Raw genomic sequence first — 19,551 nt, 5'->3', positions numbered from 1 at the left:
GGTAGATTTACTTGCTCTAGATAATATAATTTACTATAGTGTACGTTTAACGTAAAAATTTTAAATAATCTTATAAGAAGGTTTTAGGTGATAATCAGGTCAATTATTAAATTAGCAATTTTAACAGTAACAATTTTTTATTATAACATTTCCCTAGCAGACTCAGTTATTCGTAAAATAACTATAGAAGGTAATCATAGAATTGAACGCTCTACTATTGAGAGCTATTTAAAGCTAAAAGCGGGAGAAAGTTATAATAGTGTAAAAGAAGACGAAGCAATAAAGCGTTTATATGCTACTTCACTTTTTAGAAACATCAAAATGAATATGTCAAGTGATGGTAATTTAATTGTTAGCGTTACTGAAACTCCATTTATAAGTAGCGTAGTGTTTAGAGGTAACTCTAAAATAAAAGCTAATATGCTATCTAAAGAGATTTATACAATTGCAGGTGAGTCTTTAAGCCAAGCTAAAATTGAATTAGATGTAAAAAAAATATCAGAAATTTATAAACGTAGCGGGCGTTTTGCTACTATAGTAACGCCTAAAATTGAAGATTTAGAAAATTATAGAGTTAAGGTTATTTTTGATATCGCAGAAGGACCAAAAACCGGTATTAAATATATTTATTTTAGTGGTAATGAGAATTATAGCGATTCAGAGCTTAAATCGATTGTTTTAACTAAAGAATCTCGTTGGTTTCGTTTCTTAGATAGTAATGATACTTATGAACCTGATTGTATTGAATATGATAAAGAATTATTAAAAGAATTCTATCAATCAGTGGGTTTTGCAGATTTTAGAGTAATTTCAGTATCGGCTGAATTAAATAATACTAAAGAATATTTCGTTCTTACATATTCTCTTGAAGAGGGAGAAAAATATAATTTTGGTTATGTTACTATAGAGAACAAATTAACCAATATCGATATAACTCCTGTTAATAAGATTGTCAATATTAAGCAAGGCAGTGTTTTCAATATGAAAACAGTTAAAAATATTGCTGATAAAATTGGAGAATATTTTACAGCAGCAGGCTATCCAGCGGTAAATGTTTATCCTGATATTGTAAAAAATCCTGATCGTACTATTAATATTAAATTTATTATAGAGAAAGCCGATAAGATTTATATCAATAAAATTAATATTATTAATAATCTTAAAACTGAAGATCATGTCATAAGAAGAGAGTTTAAGTCTGAAGAAGATGACATACTTAACCGCTCTTATATTGAAAAAGGAGAACGTAATCTTAGAAATTTAGATTATTTTGAGAAGATAGGAATTACTTTTGCTCAAGCGAAAACTAAAGATAAATATGACTTAAATGTTGAGGTTGATGAAAAATCTACTTCTTCTGTTGGTTTTGATTTAGGATATAACACCACAGGCGGTGTATTTGGTCGCTTCTCTTTCTTAGAGCGTAACTTAGTAGGTACAGGTAAAATACTTAATGCTGGTGTGCAAGTGAGTAAAAATACTGCCAGCTATTATGGTGGTATTACAGATCCACATTTCTTAGATCGTGATTTATCTTTAGGAGTAAGTGGTTTTATCAATAAAAGTGGTCGTGGTCAGAGTGTACTTTCTAACACAGATCAAAAATATAGACAACATTCTGTAGGTGGTAAAACTTCCTTAGGTTATGAAATCAAGGAAGATTTAAGTCACGAAATAGATTATTTAATTAAACGTGATACCTTGAGTGCTCCATCTCCATCAAGCTCGATATTTTTACAGGAACAAATGGGTAAGTTTATTACTTCTGCTATTGGTCACACCATTGCTTATGATCAAAGAGATAGTAAAATTATTGCGAAGAATGGTTATTTAGTAAGCGTTAGTCAAGAATATGCGGGTATTGGAGGTGATAATAAATATCTGAAACATGAAGTTGATGGTAAATATTATAAATCTTTCATACAAAATAAGCTTACTTTAAAACTATCTGCTTCTGGAGGTGATATTGCAGCACTTGGCGGACGAGTTATTAGAATTTCAGATCGCTTTAATTTAGGTGATTATAGCTTAAGAGGTTTTGCTAGTGGTGGTGTTGGACCACGTGAAAAAGTTACTAATGAAGGTTTAGGCGGTAAAAGATATTATACATTTTCTACTGAACTTAACTTTCCAACTCCAGTACCTGAAGAATTTAATTTAACTGGTGCGGTATTTATGGATTTAGGAAGCTTATGGGGAGTAGGATTAAATAAAGCGAAATATCAAAGCCCAAATGGTATCTATAATGATAAATCACTTAGAGCTTCAGTTGGTTTCGGGTTTATTTGGGTAACACGCTTTGTACCAATTAGAATGGACTGGGGTTTTGCGGTTAAGAAGAAGAAATACGACGATACGCAGCATTTCCATTTAAGATTTTCTACACATCTTTAGTGGTATTATAATCTAATTTGCTTTAGGCTTTATTGCATAGCTTGAAAAAAGTGTGAAATGTCATTCTAAAATGGTCGTTGTGTTTGCGTGAAGCAGCTTTTCCTTTGGTCATCTAGTTGCTTGACCAATAGTACCGGAGAGCTTTAAAAAAATGTTATATTTTTTTCGGGTGTAGGTGACCTTATATGTCATTCCCGCGGGAGCATTGCCCGCATGGATCATTCTCCCCTGTCATCCCGTGATTTATTCACGGGATCCAGTTAAAAATACTAATAAAATTAGTATTTTTTATTATTTTCTGGATACCGTGGACAAGCCGCGGTATGACACCGAGGGTGTTTTTCGATCCACGCAACAATGCCTTCCGTTGATCGCAGGAATCCAGGAAAAAAAACATAAAAGCAGCAAATTTTTAAAATTAAAAGCGTAGGTTATCTTGCTTTATGCTAGATTCCTGCTTTTAGCTAAGAATGACATATAGGACATTTTTCGATCCACGCAGGCAATGCCTACCGTGATTTATTTACGGAATTCAGTGAAAAATATCAATAATATTGATTATCCAGCTGATGGTTCAAACCTCCACCTTCAGGTGGAGAAACTTTAGTTTGAATAAGTCATAGTCGTCTTATATAAAATAAGTAAGTAGGACTTATTTTATAGGATGACTATGACAGAATATGAAAAAGGGAAACATACGGTATATTATCACAGGTATCACATAGTATGGATAACAAAATACCGTTATAAAGTATTAACCCAAGTTATCAAAGAAAGGATTAGGGAAATCATAGCTCAAGTTTCAGAGGAAATGAATATTAGGATAGTAAATGGGGTGATATCATCTGATCATGTACATATTTTAGTATCGATACCTCCTAATATAGCAGTAAGTGAATTTGTACAAAGAGCAAAAGGTAGAACTTCACGTAGAATACAACAAGAATTCCCAGAATTAAAAAAGAGATATTGGGGGAAGCATTTTTGGGGAAGAGGTTATTTTAGTACAACAAGTGGTCATATCACAGATGAAGTAATTAATGAGTATATAAATAACCATACAGAAGCTCATAAACCAACTTCTATTTCTAACATTAGATTGGAATAAGCTTTAGCTTAAACTCTACGGCACTTCTAGTGCCTATCATCAACCTACCGGCTCTCAGCCGGTAGTGGTTGAGATTTTTAGTTGTTTTTCTGGATTTAGTTCCCAAGCAACTAGATGACACGACCACGTTTTTTGATCTACGCAGACAAACCTTATGCGGGAATGACATCGAAACCATACAACATGCTGCCACGGTATAGTACAGCTATGAAAACGAACCACAATAATGCCATGCTAAAACTATATTAAGGACGCATTGTTAGTTTCGTGAAGAAAAATTGGTATTACTAACTAATTATAGATATCGTCATTGCAAGGAAAAACTATAAGTTTTGATGAAGCAATCTAGTAAAATACATAGTATTTTTATTATTTTTCCTGGATTGCCGTGCTTCTTGCAGTCGTATAGCTTATGACGATATCTATAATTAGTTAGTAATACCAAAAAATTAAATTAATTTTCCTTTACAGAGCCTAGTACTTCCATAATGATACTTTCAAAATAATTTTCTTATTTTAAATTTTTGCCGATGTAGCTCAGCTGGTAGAGCAGCGCATTCGTAATGCGTAGGTCTGGGGTTCAAATCCCCACATTGGCACCGTAAACACAAGACGAATTATTAACAATCCTACATAATTAAACTCAATTGGATTTGGCAACAGGCATCAAGACAAACGCTTATAACTAATAGGCAAACTGACGAACAACTGTAAGCGTCTTGTAAAGGCGGTCTAGTAAATAGTGAGCAATACATATTATTCTATAGTGGCATAAGCAAAGGATAATATAGTATGAAGAATATCAAAATCCCCACTATTACAGAAAAACAAAAGAACCAAATCATTAGTGAATCATATAAAACAGGATGTATTATATCCCAACTTGCAAAATCTTATGGAATATCTGTTAAAACATTATACAGTTGGCGTAGTAGACAGAAGAGTGACAAGATCCAAAAGGAAGTATCTAATAATTCAAATAATCAATTTGTTGAATTATCAGTACACCACAATGAGCATATAATATTAAATAAAGCAGAATTAGTATTTAATAATTTTTCTTTGTTACTTGAAGGCAACATTAAAAGTACAAAACTTCTGGAGATAATCAAAATACTGGAGCTACAATGTTAAATTTGTCTTCAGAAAGTAGGATATATCTTTGCACTGGTTGTACGGATATGCGTAAGGGTATTAACGGTTTATCAATATTGGCACAATCGATATTATTACATCAGTTTCATAAGAGTATTTTATTTGTTTTTAGGGGTAAACAAGCAGACAAGATAAAAATATTATGGTGGGATGGTCAAGGTTTTTGTTTGTATTATAAATGTCTTGATAGTGGTAAGTTTACATGGCCTAAGGTTGATGAGAAGCAATCTATTAGCATTACCAAGGCACAATTATCAATGTTAATAGAAGGTATAGATTGGCGTAATCCAAGATGGTCTAATAGACCTGAATATATTGGATAAATTCGCTTTAGTTTTAGCAATGTAGTTTTAATTTCAAATATATACTTGATAATTTAGTCTATAAAGTTTTACTATAACAATTAGTCATTTTTATAGTGTTTCAGTAAGAAGTAGCTGGAGTTGCTATTTATAAAAAATGGCTTCTGTAAAGGTTGGTACTTGATTTGAGATACTGGGATAGCATTTGTGATTAATAAAAATTTACTATCAGAAATAGAAGGGTTGCATCAAAGTGTTGCAACATTAAATCTTGATATAGAATCATTGGTCATTAAAAATAAATTTCTTAATGCAGAAAATAGGTCATTAACTGAAGAAAATAATAGTTTAAAGGAACAATTGGCGTTATTAAAATCTAAACGATATGGTAAATCATCAGAAAAGTTAGAGCGACAAATACAGAATATTGAGCTGAGAATAGAGGAAAATGAGCTTATTTCATGTTTTAAAAGTAAGATCGATCATATTGCATTAAATCATGATCAAGTTGCTGTAGATAATCATAATAGTCATCAACAACCAAAACGTCAAAAGTTACCAGAGCATTTACCAAGAGAAGATATATTATTAGAAGTTGATAATCAATGTACTTCTTGTGGTGGAACAAAATTTCGTAAAATAAGTGATGATATTTCAGAAACATTAGAATATGTTCCGTCATCATTTAAGGTTATGCGGCATATAAGACCACGCTGTGTTTGTACTAATTGTGAACTAATAGTACAAGCTTATCGTCCATCCAAAGCTATTGATAAAGGTAAGGCTGGTGCTGGATTACTAGCACATATATTAATTCAGAAATATTGCAATCATTTACCACTATATCGTCAGTCACAAATGTATCAAAGAGAAGGTATAAACCTATCTAGAACCACTATGGCAAGTTGGGCTGGTCAATGTGCTAAACTACTAGAGCCAGTAGCAGTAGCAATTCAACAATTTATATTTTCTGGTCAGCAAATACATGGTGATGATACGCCAGTAAAAGTATTAGCTCCTGGCGTTGGCAAAACAAAAATTGGTAGAATATGGACCTATGTATTAGATGGTAGAGGTTATGGTAGCGAAGCTCCTATTGCAGTGTGTTATTTTTATAGTCCTGATCGGAAAGGAGTAAGGCCCCTAGATCATCTTAAGAATTTTACAGGCACTTTGCATGCTGATGCTTACTCTGGTTACAACCAATTATATATTAATGATGAGCAATCAAGCAATAAAATAGAAGAGGCAGCATGTTGGGCTCATATGCGTCGTAAATTTTATGAAATAACAGTCGCAAATGATAAAGCAAATATAGCGATTGCCATATTGGAGAAGATTGCTGAAATTTATAAGATTGAAAATCGAATTAGAGGTCTAGATCCTGATGTAAGAGTTAAGGAGCGACAGCAAGAATCTAGGCCACTGACTGAGAAATTATTTATAGGCTTCAGGAAAGCATATGAGCAACTGCCCAAAAAAAGCAGTACAGCAAAAGCTATTTTTTATGCTTTGAACAATCAGAAAGCTTTAATGAAATTTTTAGATAATGGCCAGATTGAAATTGATAACAATGCTGCAGAACGTGCTATGCGTTCAATCGCGATAGGACGAAAAAACTGGTTGTTTGCTGGCTCAGATAATGGGGGACATACTGCCGCTATTATCTATTCGATTATTGAAACCGCTAAATTAAATAATATCAATCCTTGGAAATATTTACAAAAAGTACTTGAGATCATTCAGGATTATAATTCTAAGAAAATAGTAGATTTATTACCATGGAATCTTAAACTGGAATAGTCACATTTTGTCTAGACCGCCTTTACAAGACGCTTACGAACAACTAGCTATCTGCTCAATTCAGGATATACTGCTAATAAATGAAAAGTTTGGTAGACGAAGTTTTATTTGGAAAAGAGCATGGAGTCTGTAAGCCGAGGAGCGGAGCGTATAAAGGTACGTGAGCATCGAAAGGATTTACAAAGACGACATAGCCAATTTTTCAAATAAAACGAGTATACTATAGTCGGTTCAATTTAATGATTTAATCTCTTAGGGTTTAATTCCCCGAAGCTCTGCTTCGTGATATACTTTCAAAACTTACGCTATGTTTGGTTCTAAATATCGTAAAGATGGAGAACGAAGCTGTTGTTGCATATAGTCATCTAAAAGCCCTAACTTTATTTGGTAGACCGTTTTACCTATTTTATTTGCAGTTCTTTTGAGAAAAGCCCAAACTAGAAATGCACAACTAATGTGATTACGTTGGATACGCTGTTTTCTGCATTGGCAACGTTCTATACCAGTCAGTTGCTTAATTTTTCTATGCATGCTCTCAATTACCCATCGCAAGCCAAACTCATCTTGTGCAGCTTTAGAAGATTTTTGAGTTTTGTTATTGGTGTCATTGTCAAATAAAAAGGGACCAGTAAATTGCACGAAAAAGGGACCACTATATGTAAAAATTTTTATGTCAAATGACCTCCAAATTTATAGTTATTAATACGATAACTTTTACCTGTGATGTTTAGTATATGTGCATGATGTACTACTCGATCAATAATTGCATGAGTTAATAACTCATCAGCAAATATTTCATTCCATCTTTCAAAATCCTTGTTTGTGGTAATAATGGTAGATTTATTTTCATATCGTTTAGCAATAATATTAAAAAAATCATCTACTGAATGTTTTGGTAATTGCTTAAAACCTAACTCATCAAGAATTAATAAGTCAAATGATAAGAGTAATTTAACTTTTTTGTGATAGCTATTATCTGCTCTTGCAATATGTAAATTATAAAGCATATCCGATACCGTAGTAAAATATACAGAGTATTCTCGTGTTAAAGCTTTTAATGCTAATCCAATAGCAAGATGAGTTTTGCCAGTTCCAGAATTACCTATGAATATGACATTGCCCTTAGTATTAATATAATCACAAGTAGATAAATCACTTATTACTTTGGCATCAATACTTGGTTGGAACTGAAAATCAAAGTCTTCTAAATTTTTAGTGACTGGTAATTTAGCAGCACTTTTACGACGACGGTAATTATTATCCTTACGGTGAGATTTTTCATCTTCACATAATAGTGAGAGAAATTCTTTAAATCCTAGTTTATTATTTTGAGCATAAATAATCCTTTCATTTAAGCTATTGACTATACCTGATAATCTAAAACTACGTAGGTCATTAAGCAAGTTCTGCATTCTGACCTCCAAACTCTGGCAATGGTAAGTTTACTGCATTACTATTTAAGATATTTTTAATTTTAGAGTAAGAACTTATACCGTAATGTAATGCTCTATGACAAGCTTTATCTATTAACTCATCATTGTAAACCTTACGTAAAGAAATAATACCTCTAGCACAACGTTGCCAATCATTTACTCGTGTTTGTTGTAATAACTCTAATAATAAACTGCAATTATTTCCTATCTGCTGCATTTGTTGTTGATAATGTTCACTATATTCTATAAAACCTGGGCATAGACGTTTATATTTGGCATAATGAGACGGATTAGTGGTAAATATTCCTTTGCCATCTGTTCTAACGTGCCTTGCTATTAAATCATTTTGGATAGAAAATATTTGAACAAGTTTTGGTGATAATTGTACCAGTACCTCACTGTATATATATTTTGCCGGTACGGAATAATAATTATTATCTATGGTGATATGACAATCTTTTGCTACTTTTCGATTATGCCACGATGACAAATCAAACGTTTCTAATGGTAAAGGCATTAAATTATTACTTTCTTCTTGCTCAAATAGTTCCTGAGGAATTTTTTTAGTAGTACCATGTATTCGGTTATTTGCTTTATTTAACCAGTTAGCAAGATCATGTGTTAATTCTTCATATCTATGAAATTTACGTCCAGCAAAAAAATTATTTTTGACATACTTTATTCCTGATTCTACTTTGCCTTTTTCTTGAGGTTGATATACACGACAAGGAGAAAGTAAAATTCCATAATGATCAGCTAAACGTTTGTATTCCTTCTGATATACGGGCTCATAGAAATTGCTATCTACCACTCCAGCTTTAAGATTATCAAGTTTTATTACTTTTGGACTGCCAGCAAAATAATTAAATGCATTGATATGACATTGTATCCATGTTTGACAACTTTGATCAAACACTACTTCATAATAATCAAGGCGACTATAACTTAAACGCATATTAAATACATATGCTTTAACTCTACGCCCCTTAGAATTATACTGTAAGCCTATGTCACCAAAATCTACTTGTGCTTCCTCTCCTGCTAAAGTATGAAAACGAATGCAACTGTTATTTTGTATCTTATATTTTTTGATATAACGGGTTAGCGAACCATAACTTTTTGTATAACCTTGAATTTTTAACTCTTCAAAAATTCTTATGTAACTTAGATTCTTTTCTAATAACTCAATTATTTGTTCGTGCCAAGAATCCAGTGCTGAAGATCGTTCATAGGGTGCAGGAGATTCTGTACCAGACTCTACATAACGGTTTACTATTTTTCTTACTGTTTTACGGTCTATTCTCGTTAGTTTGGCAATATTTCTTTGACTATTGCCTTGCTTATAAAGGGTGATAATTGTTGTGTACATATTTATTCTTATCATTGTATCACTAGATATTTATTTTAATTAATTATCTAGTGAATATTGCACATTATAACCTTATTAGGTTACACCAAATTCTCTGGTCCCTTTTTCGTGCAATTTACTGGTCCCTTTTACTTTAGCAATGACATTATCTACTCCTATTTCCAAAAATCTAATTTCATAACGAGCTTCTATGTCCTCACAAATTTTACATAAATAATCGTCTAGTTCCTCTTTGAATATTACTCTTCTATACTTTGCCGGTGTTACTAAATGATATATTAGTACTGTGACATTATCACTTTTATGTATATAACTGCTTTCTTCCATGCATCTAGTATATCACGAAGCAGACCTTCGGGGAATTAAACCCTAAGAGATTAAAATTCTCTTCTCTTGAGGAAATTAATACATTTGAAGAAAATCAAACCTCTTTAGGTGGTGAAACGGATATAGTTGAATCTGAGTTTTTTGATAGTTAGTTTAAATCTGCTTTTTCATCCTAATAACCATATGTCATTCCTGCACGAGGCTTGCCCCGTGTGGATAAAAAAACGTGATTGATGTCATACCGTGGCTTGGGAACTAGATCCAGAAAATAATAAAAAATACTAATTTTATTAGTATTTTTAACTGGATCCCGTGAATAAATCACGGGATGACAGGGGAAAATGATCCACGCAGGGCAAGCCTTAAGCGGGAATGACATACTATTTGCTTCTAGTTCGGTAGGATGAAGCCTTATTATTTGTAGAAGTCAAGATTTGATCTTACAGGCACTATAAAAATTATATCTGAATATCTGATAAATTATGACTGTCAGATGAGTATTCAAGATATAAGATTTCATTGTTCTTTTCAATAGCTAATTTCTTACTATCCTTAAAAGTTTGCATAGGCGTTTTACCATAACAATATTTTCCTGAATGTGGTCGCTCATTATTGAAATGCTCTAACCAAATATCAAGATCTAATTGTAAATCATCAAGATCAGTGTAGATCTTTTTCCGCATAGCTGTATCAAAGAATTCTTGTTTCATAGTTTTATTAAAACGTTCACACATACCATTTGTTTGAGGAGAATATGCTTTAGTAATAGTATGTTCTATACCTTCGATACTTAGAAATAATTCAAAAGCATGATGCTCTATATTTCCCTTATATTCTGACCCACAATCTGTCAGAATACGAAGTATTGGTATGCCTTGAGTTTCATACCATGGTAACACGCGGTCATTAAGCATATCAGCAGCAGTTAAAGCTGTTTTATCAGTATATAGTTTAGCATCAGCTACTCTGCTATAGCTATCAATAAATACCTGAGAATAAACCTTACCTATACCCTTAAAATTTCCTACATAATATGTATCTTGGCATCCTAGATAACCTGAATGCTGTGTCTCAATCTCGCCATGGGCTTCTTTTTCGCTACGTCGTTTCTCTAGTACTTGTAACTGAGATTCAGTAAGTACAATACCATCCTGAGCCATCCTTGCTTCTAATGCTTTAAGCCTTTTATTGATATTGTTTAAATCATTACGTAACCAAATTGATCTCACTCCTCCAGGTGATACAAGTATACCGCTCTTCTTAAGCTCATTTGATACTCGAATCTGTCCATATGCTGGATATTCTATTGCCATATCCATTACTGCCTTCTCTATCGCTGGATCAACTCTATTCGCTATTATTGGCTTCTTCCGGCTAATCTCATACAACGCTTCTTCACCACCAGTTTCATACAGTTCTTTAAATCTGTAATAACTATCTCTGCTATAGCCCATCGCTTTACATGCTGATGATATGCTACCAAGACTCTTAGCGAGTTCTAGCAAAACTTACGCTATGAGTGGAAGAGTGATAAATTATTGTAAGAATAATTAAACATGTCAAAGAGGAACAGATTGCAAGCAATACCAATTAATAGAACAGATTACTGTCAATTTTTAACAATTAGCCAAAAGAATTATAGTTTAACCTACTACGCTGAACATGCCAAGAAATGTAGCCATGATGTTAATGATACTCCTCGCAGCAGAGCTACGAGGTATCTATCCAAAAAGTTTTAACTGTTTTTGTTGAAATGCTTTATAAGAAGGTTTGCCTGAACCTTGATTTTTTACATAATTACGTAATTTCCGCTCATCACCATGTTTACCTACTGTGCTCATAAAATATCCTTTACTCCAAAACTCACTTCCCCATAATTTTTCTTTAAGATTTGGATATTTCTTAAACATTTCCTTAGATGTAATACTTTTTATGATTTGAGTTATTTTTGTTGGGCTATACATTGGTATTGACTGTAGTAAAAAATGTACATGTTCTTTATCTACTCCTATTTCCAAAAATCTAATTTCATAACGAGCTTCTATGTCCTCACAAATTTTACATAAATAATCGTCTAGTTCCTCATTGAATATTACTCTTCTATACTTTGCCGGTGTTACTAAATGATATATTAGTACTGTGACATTATGACTTTTATGTATATAACTGCTTTCTTCCATGCATCTAGTATATCACGAAGCAGACCTTCGGGGAATTAAACCCTAAGAGATTAATTTATTTTACTAAATGTAAGATAAAATCTCAACTATTATATTTTTAGCTAAGAATGATAAAAAAGAACTCTATTGATGTTATACTAATAATCTGCTATACAAGAAGCCTTAAGCGGTCGTGGCGAAATTGGTAGACGCGCAGCATTGAGGGTGCTGTTCTGTAAAAAGATTGGAAGTTCAAGTCTTCTCGACCGCACCATCCTTTTATACTCTATACTTCTATGTTTAATATATAGAAAAACTTTCTATTCTATATTAAGAGGAGTCAGACTTTCTTCGTTACCAATTAAATTCACAAAGGTTACTTCTGTTTTTAAAAATGATACTCCTCGCAGCAGAGCTACGAGGTATCTATCCAAAAAGTTTTAACTGTTTTTGTTGAAATGCTTTATAAGAAGGTTTGCCTGAACCTTGATTTTTTACATAATTACGTAATTTCCGCTCATCACCATGTTTACCTACTGTGCTCATAAAATATCCTTTACTCCAAAACTCACTTCCCCATAATTTTTCTTTAAGATTTGGATATTTCTTAAACATTTCCTTAGATGTAATACTTTTTATGATTTGAGTTATTTTTGTTGGGCTATACATTAGTATTGACTGTAGTAAAAAATGTACATGTTCTTTATCTACTCCTATTTCCAAAAATCTAATTTCATAACGAGCTTCTATGTCCTCACAAATTTTACATAAATAATCGTCTAGTTCCTCATTGAATATTACTCTTCTATACTTTGCCGGTGTTACTAAATGATATATTAGTACTGTGACATTATCACTTTTATGTATATAACTGCTTTCTTCCATGCATCTAGTATATCACGAAGCAGACCTTCGGGGAATTAAACCCTAAGAGATTAAAAGTTTAGGTTATCTCGCTTTATACTGGATTCCCGCCTACGCGGGAAGACATTGCCCGCGTGGATCAAAAAACGCCCTCGGTGTCATACGTGTAATAGTTGAGATTTTATCTTACATTTAGTAAAATAAATTAATTATTAAATGGAGATAAGAAATGAACTTAAATCAAAAAATAATAAAGCCAAAATTAGGATTACTAGAACTCGCTAAGAGTCTTGGTAGCATATCATCAGCATGTAAAGCGATGTGATATAGTAGAGATAGTTATTACAGATTTAAAGAACTGTATGAAACTGGTGGTGAAGAAGCGTTGTATGAGATTAGCCGGAAGAAGCCAATAATAGCGAATAGAGTTGATCCAGAGATAGAGAAGGCAGTAATGGATATGGCAATAGAATATCCAGCATATGGACAGATTCGAGTATCAAATGAGCTTAAGAAGAGCGGTATACTTGTATCACCTGGAGGAGTGAGATCAATTTGGTTACGTAATGATTTAAACAATATCAATAAAAGGCTTAAAGCATTAGAAGCAAGGATGGCTCAGGATGGTATAGCTTAATGCGATAAGATAGTGACTTAGAGTATGAGTTAGATTATACTAAATGAAAAACTTATGGCAAAGGCATATTCATACGATTTAAGAATACGAGTAATAAAAAGTTTAACAGATGGTAAAACAATAAAAGAGACTTCTGAGATATACTCTCAAAACTTACGCTATGTTTGGTTCTAAATATCGTAAAGATGGAGAACGAAGCTGTTGTTGCATATAGTCATCTAAAAGCCCTAACTTTATTTGGTAGACCGTTTTACCTATTTTATTTGCAGTTCTTTTGAGAAAAGCCCAAACTAGAAATGCACAACTAATGTGATTACGTTGGATACGCTGTTTTCTGCATTGGCAACGTTCTATACCAGTCAGTTGCTTAATTTTTCTATGCATGCTCTCAATTACCCATCGCAAGCCAAACTCATCTTGTGCAGCTTTAGAAGATTTTTGAGTTTTGTTATTGGTAACAACATAATCAACTCTGTTGGTAGAAACAGTAAATTTAAACAAATTAACATGCTTATTTTTGGCAAATCCTTTTATATGAATCTCCATTCCATTCTTAATTTCTTCATCTGAAAACGTCAACTTGCTAACAGCTTTATAAGGCTCGTAATCACACGTTTTACTAACATTTCTATTGGCTTTAATAGGGGCATAATAATATTTGCCCAAGGAGTCAACATGTTGCATAATTTTGTGTGTAGCATACCATGTGTCAAAAAGTACAGTTTGAAAAGGAATCTTTTTACTATAAACAGCATTATTGAACATCTTTAGTAGGTGATCTAGTTTCGTCGCTCCATCATGATCAGGTGAAAAAATGCGATAATCTATTACCCAAAACTTATCAATATCGGGGTTATAATATACAAGACTCACTACTCCTATACCGGTAGTAACTCCACCTGTAGCTCCACTATACTGCGATCTAGCAACCTCTATTTTCTTTGTGTTCCTTTTGTTTAACACCGTATCATCAAATATTATGGGACTGTTGCGAGATGAGAGGGTAGCAGGTATAATAAAAAAATAAAAAATATGTTTATATGTCAGAGTATCAAATGCTAATGGTAAGTTTAGATGAGTTAGTAAATGCGGATCATCAATATCGTAAATTCAAAAGTTTATTCAAATTCAAAGCAGTTGAAGCTGAGTTATTAGCATTAGAATGCGAAGCTAATTATAAAGGATATGGTATAGAGAGGCTGTTTAAATGTTTGCTGCTACAATTTATGGAAGACTTATCTGATCGGGAATTAGAACGTTATTTAGCTGATAGCACAGCGGCGAAATGGTTTTGTAATTTTGCTCTTACAGAAAAGACACCTGATTATAGTGTATTTAGTAAAATACGTAAAAAAATAGGTACTAATTTACTATCAAAAATATTTACAAAATTCCGCGATCAACTACGAGTACAAGGCTATATGGGTGAAGCATCTACAAATTATCATATTTTTGTGCTCTTAGTTTATCACGTTCCTCCCAGAGATTAGCTTTTGAGATTAAATGAGAAGCATCTACAAAGGTAAATACTTCACCCATATAGCCTTGTACTCGTAGTTGATCGCGGAATTTTGTAAATATTTTTGATAGTAAATTAGTACCTATTTTTTTACGTATTTTACTAAATACACTATAATCAGGTGTCTTTTCTGTAAGAGCAAAATTACAAAACCATTTCGCCGCTGTGCTATCAGCTAAATAACGTTCTAATTCCCGATCAGATAAGTCTTCCATAAATTGTAGCAGCAAACATTTAAACAGCCTCTCTATACCATATCCTTTATAATTAGCTTCGCATTCTAATGCTAATAACTCAGCTTCAACTGCTTTGAATTTGAATAAACTTTTGAATTTACGATATTGATGATCCGCATTTACTAACTCATCTAAACTTACCATTAGCATTTGATACTCTGACATATAAACATATTTTTTATTTTTTTATTATACCTGCTACCCTCTCATCTCGCAACAGTCCCTTTTAAGCTGGTTCGTGCTATAGTACCAACAAATGCAATACCTGCTCCTACAAAAAAAGCTATACGCCAACTTGATTCATTTTAATAAATATTTTGATTGGTAAAAATTGCTGCAATACCGAGTGCTACTGTAGTACCAACTGCAGAAAAAACAGTTATTAAGGCTACTAATGGATACCGAATAGGTGGAGCTGAGCTTTCAGTCAAATATAATTCAGCCCCTCTAGATTCTGCAGTAGCCGACATTCCTTGAACTACACGACAAATAGTAAGAACCCAAGATGCTGTTATTCCTATCTGTGCATATGTTGGAATACTTCCTATAATTACACAAGTTACAGCCATTAAAATAGTGGTTAATATCACTACTATTTTTTGCCCCAGATGATCTCCTATATATCCAAATATTAAAGCTCCTAGAGGTCTTAAAAGGTATAGCTTAATGCGATAAGATAGTGACTTAGAGTATGAGTTAGATTATACTAAATGAAAAACTTATGGCAAAGGCATATTCATACGATTTAAGAATATGAGTAATAAAAAGTTTAACAGATGGTAAAACAATAAAAGAGACTTCTGAGATATACTCTATTAGTAGGAAGACTATAATAGAATGGAAAAAATTAAAGAAACAAACCGGCGATATCAAAGCAAAAAGTGGTTATCATACAGGACATCGTAGAATAATAAGAGACATAGAGGGATTTAAAAAATTTATAGAATTAAATTTTGATAAAACCACCATGGAACTAGCTAACAACTGGAGTCAAAAAGTATCTGCAAGTACGATATCAAGATTGCTTAATAAATTAGGTTATAGTTATAAAAAAAACTTTTCTTCATCCCAAAAGAGATGTTGGTCTAAGGAATGAGTTTATATTGAAACTAAAAACTATAGACAAACAAGATTTAGTATTTATCGATGAATCTGGGATAGAAGATAATAGCTGTAGAGAACACGGGTGGAGCATTATCGGTCAAAGATGTTATGGTGAAAGGGTCTATCAACATAAATCACTGATTAGTATGATTGCTGGGGTGTCTGCCAAAGATATTATTGCCCCAATAATATTTGATGGGACATGTAATAAGGACATTTTTGAAACTTATGTACAAGAGATATTGATCAAAGAGTTAAAGCCTGGTCAGATAGTAGTAATGGATAATATTAATTTTCATAAAAGTACAAAAGTGAAAACGTTAATTGAATCTTTTGGTTGCAGTATTTTATTTTTACCAACTTACTCTCCTGATTTAAATCCTTACTATTACCCACAAATTTTACCACTAACAATTGATAGCATCATTACGCTCTCTTGAAGGATTTCATATCCCCGCCATAAAGACATTGCTCCGGGCAACCCATCACTCTTTCTTGCCATAAAGCCTCCTAATTTACCAAGCAAAATAATAGCTTCTTTTATATTTGGAGGCTTGCCAGGAGTATTATTTGTTCTGTGCACGCGCATATAAAGCGTTTTCCATTCTTGGGTGGTAAGTATGCTATCGCAGCTCTCTTCAGGACAAGTTGAGGCTATTTTTGATAAATATAAAATTTTAAAAGCAATGAGGCTTTTTATGGCAATTAATTTTTGTAGCTTTGTTTCGGCAGATAAGCGAGAGGCTTCTATCTTGCATCCTGATTTCAGAACTCTAAAATATTCTTCTATTTTCCATCTTAGCTTATACCAAGTTATACGCTCAACAGCATCTTCAAAGCTACTCACGGGGATGTTGGTCAGTATAGTCCAATCGATTGCCTCTACTCCAACAGGGGCATTAATTTCTTTAGCGCTTACAACATAAACAGCTAATTTGTCACTGATTTTGTGATCAGTACAGGAGTTTCGCACTTAGGAAAATTGCATATCAGTTAGAAGCCATCTAATGTTATTCTGAATTGATGTTTTTATAACTTCCCAAGTTTGTTGATATAAAGTAATTTTTTCATTTATCCTCCTTTTGTTCATATCAAGCCATGCCAATACAGCAAGGCAAATATGATTTCTTTGAGCTCGACCCGTGCGTGCCTGACAGCTTTCAATACCACAAGTTTGTTTTAATTCTCGATGATAAACTTCTATAGACCAACGTGCCTTAACAATTTTCTCTATTTGCTCACGTGTAGGGTTTTCTAAATTAGTTGTTATGTAATCAATGCGACCATTTTTTGCCACAAACTTAAATACCGTTACCCAACCGTATCCACGTAGATGAATTTTTAGCCCTTCATCGGGAATCTCCAAAGTGTCCAAGCTAACATTACGATTAACTTTTCTATTTCTTCTTAGGTTAGTAACCCATATCCAACCTAAATTACGTATATGTTTTAAATTATCCAAACCACTATACCAAGCATCCATGACTATGGCATCAGGATTGATACCTCTTTCTTTAGCTAAAGTAAGCATATCACAAAAATGCTCGTTCTTTGTTTTGCCATCAGTTTCTTTATCATATATTCTATAATCTACAGGAGTAGATTGATCAATTTGAGTATTGTAATGCAGTAAGTTTACCATTCCTATACCAGGTATAACATCATGTACAGCCCCAGAATATTGATACTTTACAAGCTCGATCCTCTTACTGTATTGCTTTGACAATAAGGTGTCATCTCCTACTAATAAACAAGGCTCCTCTAGATCAAGATATTTTGACACTTTGCTATAGATTTCGCTAGGGCGAAAATCTTTACTCTTTAACCATCGACTTGCACTATCGTGCGATAGATCTACTGGGCTTACTTCAGATAATGCTTTGCCAGTATATCTTACACTACTTGCTTGTAAAAACGATTGATATAAATCTTTGCTACATTTTGATCTTGTCATTTTTATCTAAAACTATTTTTCTCTAGATTACCATATTCTTTGCTAAGAGCCTATCTTGAAAGACGAATATGCTCATTAAATAGTACTGCAACATATTACTTTAGCACTGTTTGATGTATCAAAAAATTTACAATTTTTAGCAAAATTACTGCTTTTTTATACAAATTGTAAACTGCTTGCTATGAATTAGTGTATTGTTTTTGTTCTCAATACACTTTCAAGACAGGCTCTAAGTGCGAAACTCCTGCAGTATTTTCAGGGCCATATAAAGATACAGACCTAATTGGTATGTGCCCATATGTGTATTTAATTTCAACATTTGCTTTTCTTGCTTTATGAAGTCCATTGCCTGGGATTTTCAGTCTAATCTCTTTCTTGGACTGTAGCTTACTTATTTTCGTTTGTATTTTTGTTTTACCATTTTCCGGGCAAATAAATTTCCTATCCTGTCTGTTGCGAATTACAAATTCTGCAGCTGATTCTTCAATTTTCCATAACAAATCAAAGATATCTGCTTCTCTATCTCCAACCGTAATAACTCTAGTATTTTCAGGAATATTGGCAATTGTTTCCTCAAACGCGTTAATCCATTTATAGCTTTCTTTATCTTTGATGTGAGTGATATACTTACGCCTTGCTTTTTCCTTCTGATCCTCTTCCCTTGCGATACGTGCCCAACATTGCTGAGAGGTAAGGCCTAAAGGCAGACCTCCTGGCGTCACTATAATAGTACTATGCATAATAAGACCCTGTTTGTGCTTTGTATAAGCTTTGGAGATACTGCCTAGCCCTTTTGTCTTAATATGAGTGTCATAATCCAGGTAAGTTGTATCCTGAATTGCAAACACTAAATTTTTGCCTTGGATTCTATTTTGTGTTTCCACATGATGCGAAGAATAGACTTCATCTATATCAAACTTATCATTGCTAAATAGTCTGTAAGCTCCCTTCGCATCTTTCCAGGATCTGCAACTTTGATTTATTGTGCCGGATGCTTTGCTATCAAGTAAGTTACTGGTTTTAATAAGCCGATTTATAAGTCTTTTATCTTTAAAGTCAACATGCCTGAGCTCATTCTCTAACCAACCAGTGCTTGATATATTTATCCCGTATGTTACTATATCTTGCATATCGCCTATCCTTCTTATTTAAAATGATCAGTGAATACTCTAGCAGCATTTTATAAT

At 33.1% G+C, this 19,551-nt stretch carries 18 protein-coding genes, 2 tRNA genes and 7 pseudogenes; 14 read left to right on the top strand and 13 right to left on the bottom strand.

Features of this window, described 5'->3' with window-relative positions; genetic code table 11:
• Positions 1 to 87 precede the first annotated feature (87 nt).
• The 7 genes and pseudogenes from bamA (at position 88) to ACOAL3_RS02175 (ending at position 6,988) form a co-directional block, all read left to right on the top strand.
• Complete coding sequence (bamA, locus tag ACOAL3_RS02205; RefSeq protein WP_419235259.1) at positions 88 to 2,394, top strand: outer membrane protein assembly factor BamA; 2,307 nt, start codon at positions 88 to 90, stop codon at positions 2,392 to 2,394.
• 670 nt (positions 2,395 to 3,064) lie between these two features.
• Positions 3,065 to 3,502, top strand: a complete 438-nt coding sequence (gene tnpA, locus ACOAL3_RS02200) for an IS200/IS605 family transposase (protein WP_419235588.1) — start codon at positions 3,065 to 3,067, stop codon at positions 3,500 to 3,502.
• A gap of 526 nt (positions 3,503 to 4,028) precedes the next feature.
• A tRNA-Thr gene (locus tag ACOAL3_RS02195) sits at positions 4,029 to 4,101 on the top strand.
• A 193-nt stretch (positions 4,102 to 4,294) separates the two neighbouring features.
• Positions 4,295 to 4,636, top strand: coding sequence for a transposase (locus tag ACOAL3_RS02190; protein ID WP_419235247.1), 342 nt, complete (start codon positions 4,295 to 4,297; stop codon positions 4,634 to 4,636).
• Positions 4,630 to 4,980: an IS66 family insertion sequence element accessory protein TnpB gene (gene tnpB / locus ACOAL3_RS02185; RefSeq protein WP_419235248.1), complete on the top strand. Its 351-nt coding sequence runs from the start codon at positions 4,630 to 4,632 to the stop codon at positions 4,978 to 4,980. Before ACOAL3_RS02190 ends, tnpB begins: the two co-directional genes overlap by 7 nt.
• Positions 4,981 to 5,166: 186 nt before the next feature.
• Positions 5,167 to 6,762 (top strand): IS66 family transposase, encoded by a 1,596-nt coding sequence (gene tnpC, locus ACOAL3_RS02180; protein ID WP_419235249.1) that lies wholly within the window; start codon positions 5,167 to 5,169, stop codon positions 6,760 to 6,762.
• Between the two features lie 108 nt (positions 6,763 to 6,870).
• Positions 6,871 to 6,988 (top strand): annotated as a pseudogene (locus ACOAL3_RS02175) (palindromic element RPE5 domain-containing protein).
• Positions 6,989 to 7,062: 74 nt separating this feature from the next.
• On the opposite strand, the pseudogene ACOAL3_RS10900 reads toward ACOAL3_RS02175, so the two are convergent.
• The 5 genes and pseudogenes from ACOAL3_RS10900 to ACOAL3_RS02150 form a co-directional block, all read right to left on the bottom strand.
• Positions 7,063 to 7,308: pseudogene (locus tag ACOAL3_RS10900) on the bottom strand (IS701 family transposase); the annotation flags it as partial.
• A 122-nt stretch (positions 7,309 to 7,430) separates the two neighbouring features.
• Entirely contained in the window at positions 7,431 to 8,174 is a 744-nt protein-coding gene (gene istB, locus ACOAL3_RS02165) for an IS21-like element helper ATPase IstB (RefSeq protein WP_419234522.1), read from the bottom strand.
• Positions 8,158 to 9,564 (bottom strand): IS21 family transposase, encoded by a 1,407-nt coding sequence (gene istA / locus ACOAL3_RS02160; RefSeq protein ID WP_419234561.1) that lies wholly within the window; start codon positions 9,562 to 9,564, stop codon positions 8,158 to 8,160. The genes istB and istA overlap by 17 nt, the downstream gene beginning before the upstream one ends.
• 147 nt (positions 9,565 to 9,711) lie before the next feature.
• Positions 9,712 to 9,891 (bottom strand): annotated as a pseudogene (locus ACOAL3_RS02155) (transposase); the annotation flags it as partial.
• 458 nt (positions 9,892 to 10,349) lie between these two features.
• Positions 10,350 to 11,396: an IS481 family transposase gene (locus ACOAL3_RS02150; protein ID WP_419235258.1), complete on the bottom strand. Its 1,047-nt coding sequence runs from the start codon at positions 11,394 to 11,396 to the stop codon at positions 10,350 to 10,352.
• Between the two features lie 69 nt (positions 11,397 to 11,465).
• Here ACOAL3_RS02150 and ACOAL3_RS10895 point away from each other — a divergent pair.
• Positions 11,466 to 11,579 (top strand): annotated as a pseudogene (locus tag ACOAL3_RS10895) (IS701 family transposase); the annotation flags it as partial.
• A 33-nt stretch (positions 11,580 to 11,612) separates the two neighbouring features.
• Here ACOAL3_RS10895 and tnpA (ACOAL3_RS02140) read toward each other — a convergent pair.
• Positions 11,613 to 12,071 carry an IS200/IS605 family transposase gene (gene tnpA, locus ACOAL3_RS02140; RefSeq protein ID WP_419235257.1) on the bottom strand — a complete coding sequence of 153 codons (459 nt, stop codon included), beginning with the start codon at positions 12,069 to 12,071 and terminating at the stop codon, positions 11,613 to 11,615.
• 166 nt (positions 12,072 to 12,237) lie between these two features.
• On the opposite strand from tnpA (ACOAL3_RS02140), the gene ACOAL3_RS02135 reads away from it, so the two are divergent.
• Positions 12,238 to 12,324: transfer RNA gene (locus ACOAL3_RS02135), tRNA-Leu, on the top strand.
• 152 nt (positions 12,325 to 12,476) lie between these two features.
• On the opposite strand, the gene tnpA (ACOAL3_RS02130) is transcribed toward ACOAL3_RS02135, so the two are convergent.
• Positions 12,477 to 12,935: an IS200/IS605 family transposase gene (gene tnpA, locus ACOAL3_RS02130; protein WP_419234838.1), complete on the bottom strand. Its 459-nt coding sequence runs from the start codon at positions 12,933 to 12,935 to the stop codon at positions 12,477 to 12,479.
• A gap of 208 nt (positions 12,936 to 13,143) precedes the next feature.
• Here tnpA (ACOAL3_RS02130) and ACOAL3_RS02125 point away from each other — a divergent pair.
• Both ACOAL3_RS02125 and ACOAL3_RS02120 read left to right on the top strand, forming a co-directional pair.
• A pseudogene (locus tag ACOAL3_RS02125) lies at positions 13,144 to 13,545 on the top strand (helix-turn-helix domain-containing protein); the annotation flags it as partial.
• Positions 13,546 to 13,605: 60 nt separating this feature from the next.
• The gene (locus tag ACOAL3_RS02120) at positions 13,606 to 13,725 is read left to right on the top strand and encodes an IS630 transposase-related protein (RefSeq protein WP_419235256.1); all 120 of its coding nucleotides are present in this window, start codon (positions 13,606 to 13,608) and stop codon (positions 13,723 to 13,725) included.
• Here ACOAL3_RS02120 and ACOAL3_RS02115 read toward each other — a convergent pair.
• Positions 13,705 to 14,547, bottom strand: a pseudogene (locus ACOAL3_RS02115) (IS701 family transposase); the annotation flags it as partial. The gene ACOAL3_RS02120 and the pseudogene ACOAL3_RS02115 sit on opposite strands and share 21 nt — an antisense overlap.
• A gap of 44 nt (positions 14,548 to 14,591) precedes the next feature.
• Between ACOAL3_RS02115 and ACOAL3_RS02110 the strand changes: the two are divergent.
• Positions 14,592 to 15,041 (top strand): transposase, encoded by a 450-nt coding sequence (locus tag ACOAL3_RS02110; RefSeq protein ID WP_419235254.1) that lies wholly within the window; start codon positions 14,592 to 14,594, stop codon positions 15,039 to 15,041.
• On the opposite strand, the gene ACOAL3_RS02105 is transcribed toward ACOAL3_RS02110, so the two are convergent.
• Positions 14,986 to 15,471 carry a transposase gene (locus ACOAL3_RS02105; RefSeq protein WP_419234524.1) on the bottom strand — a complete coding sequence of 162 codons (486 nt, stop codon included), beginning with the start codon at positions 15,469 to 15,471 and terminating at the stop codon, positions 14,986 to 14,988. The two genes, ACOAL3_RS02110 and ACOAL3_RS02105, sit on opposite strands and share 56 nt — an antisense overlap.
• 59 nt (positions 15,472 to 15,530) lie before the next feature.
• Positions 15,531 to 15,965 (bottom strand): annotated as a pseudogene (locus tag ACOAL3_RS02100) (MFS transporter); the annotation flags it as partial.
• Positions 15,966 to 16,066: 101 nt separating this feature from the next.
• On the opposite strand from ACOAL3_RS02100, the gene ACOAL3_RS02095 reads away from it, so the two are divergent.
• On the top strand, positions 16,067 to 16,402 hold the full coding sequence (locus tag ACOAL3_RS02095; protein ID WP_419235606.1) for a helix-turn-helix domain-containing protein: 336 nt from the start codon (positions 16,067 to 16,069) through the stop codon (positions 16,400 to 16,402).
• A 7-nt stretch (positions 16,403 to 16,409) separates the two neighbouring features.
• On the top strand, positions 16,410 to 16,850 hold the full coding sequence (locus tag ACOAL3_RS02090) for an IS630 family transposase (RefSeq protein ID WP_419234784.1): 441 nt from the start codon (positions 16,410 to 16,412) through the stop codon (positions 16,848 to 16,850).
• Here the strand turns inward: ACOAL3_RS02090 and ACOAL3_RS02085 are convergent.
• From ACOAL3_RS02085 to ACOAL3_RS02075, 3 genes are all read right to left on the bottom strand, one after another.
• Positions 16,799 to 17,383 (bottom strand): IS4 family transposase, encoded by a 585-nt coding sequence (locus ACOAL3_RS02085; RefSeq protein WP_419235253.1) that lies wholly within the window; start codon positions 17,381 to 17,383, stop codon positions 16,799 to 16,801. The genes ACOAL3_RS02090 and ACOAL3_RS02085 overlap by 52 nt on opposite strands.
• A complete protein-coding gene (locus ACOAL3_RS02080; protein ID WP_419234551.1) occupies positions 17,384 to 18,364 on the bottom strand; it encodes an IS701 family transposase in 981 nt (326 codons plus the stop codon). It lies immediately after the preceding gene.
• Positions 18,365 to 18,570: 206 nt separating this feature from the next.
• Positions 18,571 to 19,494, bottom strand: coding sequence for an IS4 family transposase (locus ACOAL3_RS02075; RefSeq protein ID WP_419235252.1), 924 nt, complete (start codon positions 19,492 to 19,494; stop codon positions 18,571 to 18,573).
• Positions 19,495 to 19,551: the final 57 nt, after the last annotated feature.

This window comes from Rickettsia endosymbiont of Nabis limbatus, assembly GCF_965196655.1.
Taxonomy (GTDB): Bacteria; Pseudomonadota; Alphaproteobacteria; order Rickettsiales; family Rickettsiaceae; genus Rickettsia.
The sequence above is the reverse complement of the archived record's forward strand: the minus strand, read 5'-3'. Positions and strand labels throughout refer to the sequence as shown.

What these genes read in the sequence shown, in the direction of transcription:
- tnpA (WP_419235588.1), top strand. Translation starts at nt 3,065, where the DNA reads ATGACAGAATATGAAAAAGGGAAACATACGGTATATTATCACAGGTAT.
- ACOAL3_RS02190 (WP_419235247.1), top strand. Translation starts at nt 4,295, where the DNA reads ATGAAGAATATCAAAATCCCCACTATTACAGAAAAACAAAAGAACCAA.
- tnpB (WP_419235248.1), top strand. Translation starts at nt 4,630, where the DNA reads ATGTTAAATTTGTCTTCAGAAAGTAGGATATATCTTTGCACTGGTTGT.
- istB (WP_419234522.1), bottom strand. Translation starts at nt 8,174, where the DNA reads ATGCAGAACTTGCTTAATGACCTACGTAGTTTTAGATTATCAGGTATA.
- istA (WP_419234561.1), bottom strand. Translation starts at nt 9,564, where the DNA reads ATGTACACAACAATTATCACCCTTTATAAGCAAGGCAATAGTCAAAGA.
- tnpA (WP_419235257.1), bottom strand. Translation starts at nt 12,071, where the DNA reads ATGGAAGAAAGCAGTTATATACATAAAAGTCATAATGTCACAGTACTA.
- tnpA (WP_419234838.1), bottom strand. Translation starts at nt 12,935, where the DNA reads ATGGAAGAAAGCAGTTATATACATAAAAGTGATAATGTCACAGTACTA.
- ACOAL3_RS02120 (WP_419235256.1), top strand. Translation starts at nt 13,606, where the DNA reads ATGGCAAAGGCATATTCATACGATTTAAGAATACGAGTAATAAAAAGT.
- ACOAL3_RS02110 (WP_419235254.1), top strand. Translation starts at nt 14,592, where the DNA reads ATGTCAGAGTATCAAATGCTAATGGTAAGTTTAGATGAGTTAGTAAAT.
- ACOAL3_RS02105 (WP_419234524.1), bottom strand. Translation starts at nt 15,471, where the DNA reads ATGTCAGAGTATCAAATGCTAATGGTAAGTTTAGATGAGTTAGTAAAT.
- ACOAL3_RS02080 (WP_419234551.1), bottom strand. Translation starts at nt 18,364, where the DNA reads ATGACAAGATCAAAATGTAGCAAAGATTTATATCAATCGTTTTTACAA.
- ACOAL3_RS02075 (WP_419235252.1), bottom strand. Translation starts at nt 19,494, where the DNA reads ATGCAAGATATAGTAACATACGGGATAAATATATCAAGCACTGGTTGG.